The organism is Streptomyces sp. NPDC051913, from assembly GCF_044593635.1.
Lineage (GTDB): Bacteria > Actinomycetota > Actinomycetes > Streptomycetales > Streptomycetaceae > Streptomyces.
In genome coordinates this window covers 25,328-40,459 of the sequence record NZ_JBIUCI010000001.1, presented here as the reverse complement: position 1 = coordinate 40,459, position 15,132 = coordinate 25,328, and the positions used below count along the sequence as shown (strand labels likewise).

The 15,132-nt window shown below is 71.0% G+C and carries 8 protein-coding genes; 1 reads left to right on the top strand and 7 read right to left on the bottom strand.

The window, feature by feature from the left end; all coding sequences use genetic code 11:
• Positions 1–316: 316 nt before the first annotated feature.
• Complete coding sequence (gene glgP / locus ACIHIX_RS00170; RefSeq protein ID WP_399948113.1) at positions 317–2,938, top strand: alpha-glucan family phosphorylase; 2,622 nt, start codon at positions 317–319, stop codon at positions 2,936–2,938.
• Between the two features lie 22 nt (positions 2,939–2,960).
• Here the strand turns inward: glgP and ACIHIX_RS00165 are convergent, their stop codons facing one another.
• The 7 genes from ACIHIX_RS00165 to ACIHIX_RS00135 all read right to left on the bottom strand — a co-directional run bounded on the left by ACIHIX_RS00165 (position 2,961) and on the right by ACIHIX_RS00135 (position 15,093).
• Complete coding sequence (locus ACIHIX_RS00165; RefSeq protein WP_399948111.1) at positions 2,961–3,488, bottom strand: DUF1990 family protein; 528 nt, start codon at positions 3,486–3,488, stop codon at positions 2,961–2,963.
• 69 nt (positions 3,489–3,557) lie between these two features.
• Entirely contained in the window at positions 3,558–5,225 is a 1,668-nt protein-coding gene (locus ACIHIX_RS00160) for a M4 family metallopeptidase (protein WP_399948109.1), read from the bottom strand.
• Between the two features lie 295 nt (positions 5,226–5,520).
• Positions 5,521–7,584: a M4 family metallopeptidase gene (locus ACIHIX_RS00155; protein WP_399948107.1), complete on the bottom strand. Its 2,064-nt coding sequence runs from the start codon at positions 7,582–7,584 to the stop codon at positions 5,521–5,523.
• A 268-nt stretch (positions 7,585–7,852) separates the two neighbouring features.
• Positions 7,853–9,616, bottom strand: coding sequence for an ABC transporter ATP-binding protein (locus ACIHIX_RS00150; protein ID WP_399948106.1), 1,764 nt, complete (start codon positions 9,614–9,616; stop codon positions 7,853–7,855).
• Positions 9,613–11,397 (bottom strand): ABC transporter transmembrane domain-containing protein, encoded by a 1,785-nt coding sequence (locus ACIHIX_RS00145; protein ID WP_399948104.1) that lies wholly within the window; start codon positions 11,395–11,397, stop codon positions 9,613–9,615. Before ACIHIX_RS00145 ends, ACIHIX_RS00150 begins: the two co-directional genes overlap by 4 nt.
• Positions 11,398–11,419: 22 nt before the next feature.
• Entirely contained in the window at positions 11,420–13,285 is a 1,866-nt protein-coding gene (locus ACIHIX_RS00140) for an ABC transporter ATP-binding protein (RefSeq protein ID WP_399948102.1), read from the bottom strand.
• Positions 13,282–15,093: an ABC transporter ATP-binding protein gene (locus tag ACIHIX_RS00135; protein ID WP_399948100.1), complete on the bottom strand. Its 1,812-nt coding sequence runs from the start codon at positions 15,091–15,093 to the stop codon at positions 13,282–13,284. Before ACIHIX_RS00135 ends, ACIHIX_RS00140 begins: the two co-directional genes overlap by 4 nt.
• Positions 15,094–15,132: the final 39 nt, after the last annotated feature.

The window sequence follows — 15,132 nt, the reverse complement described above, 5'->3', positions numbered from 1 at the left end:
GACTCGGCGTACGGCGGTCGTGGTGCGCCAGGAGTCACCGGCGGGTGACCGGTACGCCACTTGCAGCCTCTCGTGGGGTGTGAAGTCACCACAAGGACGCCTACCGGGGCGGAATCGGCCATATCGGCTACGGGGGGTGCGTGAAGGTTGCGGCGATTTCCGGCCCGATTCCGGTCAGATTCCGTTCTGTCCGCCTCCGCGGCACCGTGGTTACGGAGGCCCCTCACCGATACCGTCGGTGTCGACGACGGGACGCACAACGCGGTGCGTCCGCTTCCGCACGCCTGACGAGACGCCTGACGAGGTGGCAGTGGCAATGAAGGCTATCCGTCGTTTCACCGTCCGACCCGTACTCCCCGAACCCCTCCGCCCGCTGAGCGACCTGGCACGCAATCTGCGCTGGTCCTGGCACGCGGAGACCCGCGACCTCTTCCAGTCGGTCGACCCCGAGCAGTGGGCCGCCTCCGGCGGCGACCCGGTACGGCTGCTGGGCAGCGTGCCGCCCCGGCGGCTCGCGGAGCTGGCGGAGGACCGCCGCTTCCTGCGCCGGCTGACGGCGGTCACCGACGATCTCCACGACTATGTCTCCGGCGAGCGCTGGTACCAGGTCCAGCCCGGCGAACTCCCCGCCGCCGTCGCCTACTTTTCACCCGAGTTCGGCATCACGGCCGCGCTCCCGCAGTACTCCGGCGGCCTGGGCATCCTGGCCGGCGACCATCTGAAGGCCGCCAGCGACCTCGGCGTACCGCTGATCGGGGTGGGCCTGCTCTACCGCCACGGCTACTTCCGCCAGTCCCTGTCCCGGGACGGCTGGCAGCAGGAGCACTACCCCGTCCTCGACCCCAACGAGCTGCCGGTGGCGCTGCTGCGGGAGGAGGACGGCACCCCCGCGCAGGTGTCCCTGGCGCTGCCCGGCGGCAAGCAGCTGCACGCCCGCGTCTGGCTGGCACAGGTGGGCAGGGTGCCGCTGCTGATGCTCGACTCGGACGTCGAGGAGAACGACCTCGGCGAGCGGGGAGTGACCGACCGCTTGTACGGCGGCGGCAGCGAACACCGGCTGTTGCAGGAGATGCTCCTGGGGATCGGCGGGGTGCGGGCGGTGCGGACGTACTGCCGTCTGACCGGCCACGCCCAGCCGGAGGTCTTCCACACCAACGAGGGCCACGCGGGCTTCCTGGGCCTGGAGCGGATCGCCGAACTGTGTGCCGCCGAAGGGCTGGACTTCGACGCGGCACTGGAGTCGGTCCGGGCCGGAACGGTCTTCACCACCCACACCCCCGTCCCCGCCGGCATCGACCGCTTCGACCGCGAACTGGTCGCCCACCACTTCGGCCCCGACGCCGAACTCCCCGGCATCGACGTGGAACACGTCCTGCGCCTGGGCATGGAGACCTATCCCGGAGGCGAGCCGAACCTCTTCAACATGGCGGTGATGGGCCTGCGCCTCGGGCAGCGGGCGAACGGGGTCTCGCTGCTGCACGGTCAGGTGAGCCGCGAGATGTTCTCCGGCCTGTGGCCGGGCTTCGACGCGGACGAGGTTCCGATCACGTCCGTGACGAACGGGGTGCACGCTCCGACCTGGGTCGCCCCGGAGGTCTTCCGTCTCGGTGCCCGGCAGATCGGCGCCCAGCGCACCGAGGACGCGCTGACCGTCGGCGCCTCGGACCGCTGGGACGCGGTGGGCGAGATCCCGGACCAGGACATCTGGGAGCTGCGGCGCAACCTGCGCGAGCAACTGGTGGTGGAGGTGCGGCGGCGGCTGCACGCGTCCTGGCGGCAACGCGGCGCGGGCAGCGCTGAGTTGGGGTGGATCGACGGGGTGCTGGACCCGGACGTCCTGACGATCGGGTTCGCGCGCAGGGTCCCCTCGTACAAACGCCTGACCCTCATGCTGCGCGACCGCGACCGGCTGATGGACCTGCTTCTGCACCCCGAGCGACCGATCCAGATCGTGGTGGCGGGCAAGGCGCACCCGGCGGACGACGGCGGGAAGCGGCTGGTGCAGGAGCTGGTGCGGTTCGCGGACGACCCGCGGGTCCGCCATCGCCTCGTCTTCCTGCCGGACTACGGCATGGCGATGGCGCAGAAGCTCTACCCGGGCTGCGACATCTGGCTGAACAACCCGCTGCGCCCGCTGGAGGCCTGTGGCACGTCCGGCATGAAGGCGGCGCTGAACGGCTGCCTCAACCTGTCGGTGCTGGACGGCTGGTGGGACGAATGGTTCCAGCCGGACTTCGGCTGGGCGATCCCGACGGCGGACGGGACGGGCACGGACCCGGACCACCGGGACGACATCGAGGCCGCGGCCCTGTACGACCTGCTGGAACAGCGGGTCACCCCGCGTTTCTACGAGCGCGGCCAGGGCGGGCTGCCCGACCGCTGGATCGAGATGGTGCGCCAGACGCTGACCCTGCTCGGCCCCAAGGTGCTGGCCGGACGCATGGTCCGTGAGTACGTGGAGCGCCTCTACACCCCGGCCGCGCACGCGCACCGCGCGATGGATCCCGTGGCGGCGCGGGAGCTGGCGGGCTGGAAGGCACGGGTCCGCTCGGCGTGGCAGGGCGTGACCGTCGACCATGTGGAGACGTCCGTGACGACCACGACGGCGGAGCTGGGGACGACCCTGGGGCTGCGAGTCCGGGTCGGCCTGGGAGAACTCGGCCCCGAGGACGTGGACGTCCAGGCCCTCTCGGGCCGGGTCGACGAGGAGGACCGCATCACGGACGCGCTGACCGTGCCCCTGAAGCCGGTCGGCGGGCCTGATCCGGAGGGGCGGTGGGTGTACGAGGGGCCGCTGTCGCTCGACCGCACGGGGCCCTTCGGTTACACCGTCCGCATTCTGCCGGCGCACCGGCTGCTCGCCTCCGGGGCGGAGCTGGGGCTGATGGCGGTGCCTTCCGAGGAGGCGGTGGAGGCCGCGGGGGTGTTGCTGCGATGACGGCCGGAGGACTGGGCCCGGCTCAGTCCTCCTCCCCGCCGGACAACCGGCGCAGGACCACTCCGCAGCGGCGCGCGTAGGCGTGCTGCAACCCCCGGGTCGCCGGTCCGCCCGCCTTCGCGTACCACTTGGCGCCCCGGCTGAACGCGGACACCGTCAGCCACACCGTGCCGTCCCCGGTGCGGTCCACGACGAAGGACTCCTCGCCGCACTCCGGGTGGCCGGAAAGCGTCCCGTACGCCCACCCCGCGCGTCGCGGTTCCTCGACCGTCCACACCACCCGGCAGGGGGCCTTGATGACCCCGGCCAGGGTGACCGTGACATCCACGTCCGGTGCCGCCCGGTCCGCCGCCGCGTCGATGCCCACGCCCATCGCGCGGTGCATCTCCCAGGTCAGGACCGCTTCCGAGGCGCGGTCGAAGACGTCGTGGCCCTCGCCTATACGGGTGCGGACGTGGAGGGGGTGGAAGTCCGGGGGGCAGAAGCCGGGGCGGCGGGTCGCGCCCACGTCGGCGTAGGTGAAGGGGTTCGGGGGCTCAATCGGCGGCATGGGAGACAAGGGTAGGGCGGCACCCCGGAACGCCTTCCTCCCGGGTGCCGCCCGCCAGTCCCTCTCGGACTAGCTCACGTTCACGGCCGTCCAGGCCGCCGCGACCGCGTTGTACTCGGTGCTGCCGGAGCCGTACAGGGCGGCCGCCGCGGACAGGGTGCCCGTGCGCGCCGACTTGTAGTTGGTCGTCGACGTGAAGTACGTCGTCAGCGCCTTGTACCAGATCTGAAGCGCCTTGGCGCGGCCGATGCCGGTGACCGTGGAGCCGTTGTACGTCGGCGAGTTGTAGCTGACGCCGTTGATGGTCTTCGAACCGCTGCCCTCCGAGAGGAGGTAGAAGAAGTGGTTCGCGACACCGGACGAGTAGTGCACGTCCAGGTTGCCGACCGACGAGGACCAGTAGTTGGCGGAGCCGCCGTCCTTGCTGGGCTGGTCCATGTAGCGCAGCGGGGTGCCGTCGCCGTTGATGTCGATCTCCTCGCCGATGAGGTAGTCACCGACGTCGTTGGAGTTGGCCGCGTAGAACTCGACACCCGTGCCGAAGATGTCCGAGGTCGCCTCGTTGAGGCCACCGGACTCGCCGGAGTAGTTCAGGCCCGCCGTGTTCGAGGTGACGCCGTGGCTCATCTCGTGGCCGGCCACGTCGAGCGAGGTCAGCGGGCTGACGTTGCCCTCGCCGTCGCCGTACGTCATGCAGAAGCAGCTGTCGTCCCAGAACGCGTTGACGTACTGGTTGCCGTAGTGCACGCGCGAGTAGGCGGCGACACCGTTGTTCTTGATGCCGCTGCGGCCGAAGGTGGACTTGTAGAAGTCCCAGGTCTCCGCCGCGCCGTAGGCGGCGTCGACGGCCGCGGTCTGGTCGGTGGTGGAGCTGGAGGCCGCGCCGGTGCCCCACGTGTTGTCGGCGTCCGTGAACAGCGTGCCCGCGGAGGAGCTCGTGCCGTGGGCCTTGTTGTACGTCTTGTGGCCGCCGCGCGAGCCGTCGGTCAGCTGGTACGTCGAGCCCGACAGAGTGGTCGTCAGGCTGACCGTGCCCGAGTAGAGGCTCTTGCCGGTGCCGGTGGCGTTCTCGATGCCCTGGTACTCGAAGAGCTTCTTGCCGGTGGCGGCGTCGGTGATGACGTGCAGCTGGTTCGGGGTGCCGTCGTCCTGGAAGCCGCCGACGACGGTCTCGTAGGCGAGGACGGGGGTGCCCGAGCCGGCCCAGATGACCTTGCGCGCGCCGTCGGCGGCGGTCTTCTCCGAGCCCGCGGCCTTGGCGGCGGTCAGCGCCTGCTTCTCCGCCTTGGCGACGGTGAGCTTCGGGGTCAGGGAGGCGACCTTGATGGTTCTGGTCGTCGCCTTGGAGACGCCCTTGGTCGCACCGGACTTGGACGCGTGGACGACCAGGTCGCCGCCGAGGACCGGGAGGCCCGCGTAGGTGCGCTCGTAGCGGGTGTGGACCGTGCCGTCGGTGTCCTTGACGACGTCCTTGACGACCAGCTTCTCCTTGGCGCCGAGACCTATCTCCGCGGCGGTGTCGGCGGCGCCGGCCTGCTGCTGCTTGATGAGCGTGGTGCGCGCGGCCGGGGACAGCTGGAGGGGCGCGGCGGCGAGGGTGGCCTTGCCGCTCGTCTCCGCCGGGGTCTGGGCGGCGGCGGTACCGGTGGCCAGACCGGTGGTGAGGAGGGCTCCGGCGGCAACGGCGGTGGCGATGGCCAGAGTGGTGCGCTTGTGACGCGCGTAGACGGGGGTCACACAAGCTCCTTCGTGGGGGAGCCCGGCCTGACGTTGGGGTAGCGGGCCGGGGTAGTCGTGAAGTTGTGCGGCGGGTGTGAGGAAGCCTGGCATCAGGGCGCGTACATGTCAGGACCCTGAAGTGATGTTGGCTGAAAGTCGACTGTCGGGTGAATATTGCCGCAATGTAAAGCGACTTGACCTCGGCAAAGGCCCAACAAGCCGTCGGTAAGCGGCTGGCAAAAAGAGGGCGCCGCCCCGGGGAGTCGAACCACCGGGGCGGCGCCCTGTCCAGGAGGCCTCAGAAGGTGACGGCCTACGGGAAGGTGATCTTCCAGCTGTTGATGTAGCCGGTGTCGATGGCCGCGTTGTCCTGGACCCTCAACTTCCATGTCCCGTTGGCTACCTCGGAGGAAGCGTTCACGGTGTACGTGGTGTTGATGTTGTCCGCGCTGCCACCGGTGCCGTACGCCTTGAGGGTGTACGCCGAGCCGTCGGGGGCGACCAGCTGGACCTGGAGGTCACCGATGTAGGTGTGCACGATGTCGACCGCGACCTGGAGGTTGGAGGGCGCGTTGCCCGTCCGCCCGGAGACCGTGATCGACGAGGTCACCGCGGCCCCGTTGTCCGGAATCGATACGTCGGCGGTGTTCTCGAAGGACGTACCGCCGCCGCCACCGCCACCGGAGCGCGAACCGACCGCCACGGCCGCCCACGCGTCCTGCACCGCCTTGTACTCGGTGCTCGTGGTGCCGTACAGCTCACCGGCCGCCGCGAGGGTGCCCGTGCGGGCCGCCGCGTAGTTGGTGGTGGAGGTGAACTTCGTGGTCAGCGCGCGGAACCAGATCTTCTCCGCCTTGTCGCGGCCGATGCCGGTGACCGGGAGGCCGTCCGAGGTCGGCGAGTTGTAGCTGACGCCGTTGATGACCTTGGCGCCGCTGCCCTCGGACAGGAGGTAGAAGAAGTGGTTGGCCGGGCCCGAGGAGTAGTGGACGTCGACCGAGCCGATACCGGAGTACCAACTGTCCTTCGACGCGCCGTCCTTGCTCGGCTTGTCCATGTAACGCAACGGCGTGCCGTCGCCGTTGATGTTGATCTCCTCGCCGATGAGGTAGTCACCGACGTCGCTGGCGTTCGCCGCGTAGAACTCGACGGCCGTGCCGAAGATATCCGAGGTGGCCTCGTTCAGACCGCCGGACTCACCGCTGTAGTTGAGTCCCGCGGTGTTGGAGGTGACGCCGTGCGTCATCTCGTGGCCGGCCACGTCGATCGACACGAGCGGGTTGGTGTTGCCCGAGCCGTCGCCGTAGGTCATGCAGAAGCAGCTGTCGTCCCAGAACGCGTTGACGTACTGGTTGCCGTAGTGGACCCGGCTGTAGGCCGCCACCCCGTCACCGCGGATACCGCTGCGCCCGTGGATGTTCTTGTAGTAGTCCCACGTCAGCGCGGCACCGTAGTGCGCGTCCGCCGCCGCCGACTCCGCGTTCGACGCGCTGCCGTTGCCCCAGACGTCGTCGGAGCCGGAGAACAGCGTGCCGGTGCCGGAGGTGCCGCGGTTGAGGTTGTACGTCTTGTGGCCGCCGCGGGCGCCGTCGGTGAGGTTGTACGTCGAACCCGACTGCGTCGTCGTCAGGTTGACCGTGCCCGAGTACACCGTGTTGCCGGTGCCGGTCTCGATGGCCTCCCACTCGTACAGCTTCGCGCCGGTCGCCGCGTCGGTGATGACGTGCAGCTCCTGCGGGGTGCCGTCGTGCTGGAAGCCGCCCACGACCGTCTCGTAGGCGAGCGTCGGCTTGCCGTCGGCCGCCCAGATCACCTTGCGCGGTGCGTGGCTGACGGCGGGGCTCTTGGCCTTCTCCGCCTTGGCCGCGCTCAGCGCCTGCTTCTCCGCCTTGGCGGTCGACAGCTGCGGCTTCACGGAGGCGACCTTGATGGTCTGCTTCGTCGCCTTGGTGACGGACGCGGTGGCGTCGGCCTTGGTGCTGGTGACGACCAGGTCGCCGCCGAGCACGGGCAGCCCGCCGTAGGTGCGCTCGTAACGCGTGTGGACCGTGCCGTTGCCGTCCTTGACGACGTCACGGACGACCAGCTTCTCCTGGGCGCCCAGGCCGAGTTCCCTGGCGGTGTCCGCCTTGCCGGCGTTGGCCGTGCGCAGCAGCTCGGCGCGCTGGGCGGGCGTCAGCTTGACCGACTCGGCGCCCGGTATGACCTTGCCCGCGGCCGACGGTGCCTTCTCCGGGGCTGCGGACGCGGCGCCCGACTGGACGGCCGCGGCGATCAGGGCGGACACACCGACGAGCGCGACGGCGGCGGCACGGCGGTGCAGGGTGGTGCGCGGTGCGGTGTGGGAGGTGCGTCTGTGGGAGGAACTCTCTCTCAACACTGACTCCTTCTGCGGGCCGCGGGTCGCGCGGCCGGGGAGACCGGCCGGCTGGTGCGCCGACCGGGCACAACAAGGGCAGTACGCAGAACAGGGCAGTACGCGCGAAAGCGCGGCGGGCACTTCACACGGATGGAGCTGTGGGGTTGCTGTGAAGTTGCCGTGGGAAGAGTGGCAGGGGATCGCGGTTTCTGTCAGGACCGCGTCAGGAAGTTGGCCGGAAATCGTTCGTTGTCCGGGAGTTCATGTTCGTTATACGGAGTTCTCGTCACTCCCGGGGCAGGGTGCGGTCCCCGTGCCACGAGTGCCACAGCGCCGCGTACGCCCCGTCCGCCGCCACCAGCTCCTCGTGCGAACCGAGTTCGGTCAGCAGGCCGTCCGCCATCACCGCCACCCGGTCCGCGTCGTGCGCGGTGTGCAGCCGGTGCGCGATCGCGATGACGGTACGGCCCTCCAGTACGGCGGCCAGGGCGCGCTCGGTGTGCCGGGCCGTCGTCGGGTCCAGCAACGCCGTCGCCTCGTCGAGGATCAGCGTGTGCGGGTCGGCCAGCACCACGCGGGCCAGGGCGAGTTGCTGCGCCTGCGACCCGTCCGTACGGCAACCGCCCTCCCCGAGCGGGGTGTCGAGACCGTCGGACAGCTCACGCACCCAGGTGTCGGCGCCGACGGCGGCCAGCGCCGCCCACAACTCCTCGTCACCGGCGCCGGGTTCGGCGATCCGGAGATTGTCCCGGACCGTGCCCAGGAACACATGGTGCTCCTGGGTGACCAGCACGACCTGGCGGCGCAGCTGTTCGGGACCGAGCGCGCCGACCGGAACGCCACCGACGGTCACCGTGCCCTCGGTGGGCGCGTCGACGCCCGCCAGCAGCCGGCTCAGCGTGGTCTTCCCGGCACCGGACGGGCCGACGATCGCCAGCCGTTCCCCGGGTCGCACCGTCAGATCCACCCCGTGCAGCACCTCGCCGCCCCGGCCGTAGGAGTAGCGCACGCCGGTGACGTCGATCCGGTCGTCGGCGGGGGTCGGGGAGTCTCCGTGGAGGGCTTGAGGGGCTCGGGCCAGTCCCTCCACCCGGGCGAACGAGGCGCCGCTGCTCTGGAGTTGCTCGACCCGGACCAGGATCTGGTCCAGCGGGCCGGTGAGCTGCTGCAGATACAGGGCCGCCGCCACCACGGCCCCCAGGCTCATCGACCCGTGCGTGTGCAGCACACCGCCGACGATCAGGACCCCGGCGATCGGCAGGACGTAGGACACCTCGACGGAAGGGAAGAAGACACTGCGCAGGTAGAGGGTGTGCAGGCGGGTGCGGCGCGCGGTCGCGAGCGCGTCCCGGCTCGCCGCGATCCGCTCCTCCTCCAGCCGCAGCGCCTCCACCGTGCGCGCTCCCGACGCGGTCGACGCGACGATCTCGGCGACCTCCGACGTGGCCGCGCCCTCGGCCAGATAGCCGTCCCGGGCGCGGCGCAGATACCAGCGCAGCGCGAGCCAGATCGGCGCCAGGCAGAACAGGCCGACCACACCGAGCAGCGGGGCGAGCACGAACACCGCGACGAGCGCGATCAGGAAACGGACCGTGTTGATGAGGAGGTCGGGGCCGGCGTCGCGGAGGGTGGTGCCGACGGTGGAGACATCGGCGGTGCCGCGTGCCGTGAGGTCACCGGTACCCGCCCTCTCGACCGTCGACGCGGGCAGGGCCAGCGTGCGGTCCACGAACTCCTCGCGCACCCGGGCGAGGGTGCGTTCGCCGAAGCGGTGACCGACGAAGCGGGCCCAGCGGGCGAGCAGCAGCTCCGCCACGGCGCACAGGAGGAGGGCGAGGGCGAGGCGGTCCACCGCGCCCACGCCGGCCTTCGCCCGCACCTCGTCGATGATGCGGCCCAGCAGCCAGGGGCCGCCGAGCCCGGCGACGGCCGCGGCGGTGTTGAGGGCGAGGGTGGCGGCGAACGCGGTGCGGTCGGCGCGGATCAGACGTCGCGCCGCTTGCCGGACGTCTTTGGGGTCGGCTACGGGGAGGTGGCCGGAAGTCGTCACCGTACGGCCTCCTCAGTGTCGGTGTCCCTCGCGACGAGGGCCTTGTACGCGGGGTCGGTGTCGAGGAGGTCGTGGTGGGTGCCGGTGGCCGCGACCTTGCCGTCGACCAGGTGGATGACGGTGTCCGCGTGGGCCAGGACGAGGGGGGAGGTGGTGGTGACGACGGTGGTGCGGCCGGTGCGGGCCGCTTTGAGGCGGGCGGCCACGCGGGCCTCTGTGTGGGCGTCCAGGGCTGAGGTGGGTTCTACGGCGAGGAGTACCTCGGGGTCGGCGGCCAGGGCTCGTGCCAGGCGGATGCGTTGGCGTTGGCCGCCGGAGAGGTTGCGGGCGTTCGCGTCGATGGGGGAGTCGAGGCCGTCGGGGAGGGACTGGACGATGTCCTCCGCCGCGGCTGTGTGGAGGGCTTGGGTGAGGTGCGCGGTAGCGGGTGCCTCGGGTTGCGGTTTGGCGGGTGCGGCGCCGTCGTGGCTTGTCGCGCAGTTCCCCGCGCCCCTGAAAGCCCTGTACACACCGCCGATTACCTCGTGCAGGCGTCCCGCGAACACATCCGCCTCGTGGTCCGCCACCAGGATGCGCTGTCTGATCTGCGCCAAGGCGATCTCGTCCAGCGGTACTTCGGCCCACGTCGCCCTCGACGGGGCGTAGCGCCCGAGGCGGTCGATCACCTCCGCCGCGTCCGCAGGACGGGCTCCCGCCAAGGCCGTCAGGCGGCCCGGCAGGATCCGTACCCCCGACTCCGGGTCGTGCAGCGTCGACGGTTCCGCCGGGGCGTCCCTCGTTCCTCTGTCCTCCATCGGTTCCAGGTTCAGGAAACGTACGACCCTGCGTGCCGCCACCACACCCCGGCTCAGCATGTAGCCGCACTCGACCCAGAACGCCACCGGGCCCACCAGGACGGCGACATAGCCGTACACGGACACCAACTCGCCGATGCTGATGTGTCCTTGGGCGGCCAGGCGGGCCGCCAGCCAGGTCACGACCGCGAGGAAGAGCGTCGGCAGGCCGACGCCGAGGGCCTGGACCCAGCTGGTCACCGCACCGACCCGGTAGCCCTGTTCGCGCAGCCGTCCGGAGTCGCGCCGGAAGGCGTCGGCGAACAGGCCCTTGCCGCCGAGGCCGTTGAGGACGCGCAGGCCGCCCGCGAGGTCGGCGATGCGGGCGGTGAGGACGCCCTGGCGTTCGCGGTACTCGGTCTCGGTGCCCTGGAGGCGGGTGAGGAGCGGCCCGACCACGCCGACGATCAGCGGCATGCCGAGCAGGACGACCACGGCGATGACCGGCGAGACCGAGACCAGCAGGCCCGCGACCACGAGATAGGCGATCACCGCGCCGACACCAGGGCCGACCACGGTCAGGGCGGAGGCGATCGTCTGTACGTCGCCCACCCCGATCGTGACGACCTCCCCGGCCCCCGCCCGGCGGGAGAGCGCGGCGCCCAGCCGGACCGCGTGGCCCACGACCACCTTCACCGTACGGAAGTTGGCGTCCATCCGGACCCGGGTCATCGTGCGGTGCCGCATGATGCTCAGCCACGCGTTGAAGGCGCCCACCAGGAACAGCGCGGCCGACCAGACGGTGAGCCGGCCGAGGTCGCCCGGCTCCAGGCCCTCGTCGATCGCCTTCGCCATCAGATACGGCGTCGCCGCCAGCAGCACCATCCAGGTGCTGGCGATCAGCGCCCCGAGAGCGGAGCGGCCCGGCTGGCAGCGGACCAGCCACCACAGGTAATGCCAGCCGCCCCGGCGGTCGGGTGTGCCGGGATCCTCGTATGCGTCGATCATGTCCCCCCTGCCCAGAGCCGTGTCACGCCAGGCTGTCCCGCCACGCCCGGTGCAGATCCGCGAACCGGCCGGTGCCCGCGATGAGTTCGGCCGGAGAGCCGTCCTCGACGATGCGGCCGTGCTCCATCACCAGGACCCGGTCGGCGATCTCCACCGTGGACAGCCGGTGCGCGATGACCACCGCGGTTCGGCCGTACAGCACCGTCGACATGGCGCGCTGCACCGCCCGTTCGCCGGGGATGTCCAGGGAGCTGGTCGCCTCGTCGAGGATCAGGACCGCCGGGTCGGCCAGCAACGCCCGTGCGAAGGCGACCAGTTGACGCTGGCCCGCCGAGATCCGGCCGCCGCGCTTGCGTACGTCCGTGTCGTAGCCGTCGGGCAGGGCGCTGATGAACTCGTGGGCGCCGATCGCTTTCGCGGCCCGCTCGATCTCCTCGCGGGAGGCGTCGGGGCGGCCGAGGGCGATGTTGTCGGCGACCGTGCCGGAGAAGAGAAACGCTTCCTGCGTCACCATGACGACCCCGCGCCGCAGTTCGGGCACGGACAGGTCCCGCAGGTCGACGCCGTCGAGCAGGACCCGGCCCTCGGTGGGGTCGTAGAAGCGGGCGAGGAGCTTGGCGAGGGTCGACTTGCCGGCGCCCGTGGAGCCGACGACCGCCACCGTCTGCCCGGCCGGGAGGGTGAGGTCGAAGGTGGGCAGGACCTCGCCGCCGGTGCGGTAGGCGAAGCGGACGTCGTCGAAGACGACCTCCCGGCCGGGATGCTCGGACTCCAGGGGCGGGAGTTCGCGGGGTGCGGCCGGCTCGGGGACCGACGGGGTCTGGGCCAGCAGGCCCGCGATCTTCTCCAGCGAGGCCGCGGCCGACTGATAGGAGTTGAGGAACATGCCGAGGCGGTCGATCGGGTCGTACAGCCGGCGCAGATAGAGCACCGCCGCCGCCAGCACACCCAGCTCCAGTGAGCCGTCCGCCACCCGGTAGGCGCCCCACAGCACGATCAGCGCGACCGCCGTGTTGGCGACCAGCCGGGACCCGACGACATAGCGGGCCATCTCCAGCAGCGCGTCGCCGTTGGTGCGTTCGTGACGCTTGTTCAGTACGGCGAAGTCGGCGTCGTTGGCGGCCTCGCGCCGGAACGCCCGCACCGGGCGGATGCCGTTCATCGTCTCGACGAACTTCACGATCACGGCCGCGATGGCCGTGGAGCGCAGCGTGTACACCCGGCCCGCGCGCTGCCGGTACAGCCGTACCAGGAGGTAGAGCGGCACGAACGAGGCCACCGCGACCGCGCCGAGGCCCAGGTCGAGCCAGAGCAGCAGCGTGGAGATGTAGACGAAGGACAGGATGACCGTGATCAGTTCCTGGAGGCCCTCGCTGAGGAGCTCGCGCAGCGACTCGACGTCCGTGGTGGAGCGGGAGATCAGCCGGCCCGAGGTGTAGCGCTCGTGGAAGTCGACGCTGAGCGCCTGGGCATGGCGGAAGATCCGGCCGCGCAGATCGAGGAGGACGTCCTGGTTGATCCGGGCCGAGGCGCGGATGAACGCGTACTGAAGCCCGCCGGACGCCACCGAGCACAGCAGATAGGCCACGCCCACCGCGATCAGCGGCCCGTGCCGGTCCTCCCGGAACGCCGGTACGGCACGGTCGATCGCGTACGCCACCAGCAGCGGGCCCGCCTGCACCGCCGCCTGCTGGAGCAGCAGCAGAAGGGTCGTGCCGACGACCCGGGCCCGCATCGGCGCGAGCAGGGAGCGCAGGAGGAGGGAGGTCGCGCGGGGCGGGGTGGGCAGGACATCACGGTCGAAGGGGTCGCCGCCGCCCGCGCTCCTGCGGACGTCCGGTTCCTCGTCGTCGGCGGGGGCGGGCGCGGCCGTCGTCGGCGCGGTCATCGGGCGTCCTCCGTCGCGGGCAGGAGAGGGGCCTCGGAGCCGGACCCGGGGCGGTCCTCGGAGCCCGACATGAGATGGGCGTACTCGGCGTTCGTCCGCAGCAGTTCGTGGTGGGTGCCGACGGCGGTGATACGGCCCTTCGACAGCAGCGCCACCCGGTCGGCGAGCAGCACGGTCGACGGGCGGTGGGCGACGATCAGGGCGGTGGTGTCCGCGAGCACGTCGCGCAGGGCGGCCTCGACCGCGGCCTCCGTGTGCACGTCCAGCGCGGACAGCGGGTCGTCCAGGACGAGGAACCTGGGCCTGCCGACGACCGCGCGGGCCAGCGCGAGACGCTGGCGCTGGCCGCCGGAGAGGCTCAGGCCCTGCTCGCCGATCTGTGTGTCGGTGCCCTGGGGGAGGGTGTGCGCGAAGTCGGCCTGCGCGATGGACAGGGCACGGTCCAGTTCGTGGTCGGCGGCGCCCATCAGGACGTTCTCGCCGACGCCGGCCGAGAAGAGGGTGGGCTCCTCGAAGGCCATGGCGACCAGGGAGCGCAGCTCTTCGCGGGACATGGCGGTGATGTCCTCGCCGTCGAGGGTGATGCGGCCCTCCGTCACCTCGTGCAGGCGGGGGACGAGGGCGGTGAGCGTGGTCTTGCCGCTGCCGGTCGCGCCGACCAGGGCCATCGACTCACCGGGGCGGATGTGGAGGTCGACGAGGTCGAGGGTGGGCGCGGAGTCCGGGGCGGCGTCGGGGTAGCGGAAGCGGACGTTGTGGAACCGCAGCCCGGTGCTCTTGGCGCTCATGGCCCGGGCACTGGAGACGACGGTGTCCTCCGGCGCCTCGTCCATCACCTCGAAGTACCGCTCCGTCGCACTCGCCGCGTCCTGGCTCATCGCCAGCAGGAAGCCGATGGAGTCGATCGGCCACCGCAGCGCCAGCGCGGTCGACAGGAACGCCACCAGCGTCCCCGCCGACAGCTCCCCGTCCGCCACCTGCACCGACCCCAGCACCAGCGCCGCCCCGATCGCCACCTCCGGCAGTGTCACGATGACGGCCAGGATCGCGGCGAGCAGCCGGGCCTTGCGCAACTCCGTCCCGCGCAGCGTCCGGGACAGTTCCCAGAACGCCCGCGCCTGGCTGCGATGGCGGCCGAACCCCTTGATGATGCGGATGCCGAGGACGCTTTCCTCGACGACGGTCGTCAGATCGCCGACCTGGTCCTGGGCCTGCCGGGCCACGGAGGAGTAGCGCTGCTCGAAGAGCAGACAGGAGACGATCACCGGGATCGCGGGCCCCAGGATCACCAGCCCGAGCGTCCAGTCCTGGATCAGCATGATGATCACGCCGGCGAGGATCGTCACGCTGTTGACCAGCAGGAACGTCAACGGGAACGCGAGGAACATACGCAGCAGCATCAGGTCGGTCGTGCCCCGCGACAGCAGCTGGCCGGACGCCCAGCGGTCGTGGAAGGCCACCGGCAGCCGTTGCAGATGCCGGTAGAGGTCGGCTCTCATCTCCGCCTCGACATGCGACAGCGGCCGGGCCACCAGCCACCGCCGCAGCCCGAACAGCAGCGCCTCCCCGAAGCCCAGCAGCAGCAGGAACAGCGCGCCGAGCCACACGCCCGCCGGGTCCTGGTCGGCGACCGGGCCGTCCACCATCCACTTGAGGACGAGCGGGATCACCAGGCCGGTACAGGAGGCGAGGACCGCCACGAACGCGGCGGTGAACAGCCGCGCCCGCACCGGTCTGACGTACGGCCAAAGACGCAGCAGAGTCCTGACGGCGGAGCGTTTCCTGGTGGTTGCACGTGTCGTGGGCATCAGCAGCGAGCCTACGGATCGGCACTGACAACGCCTACC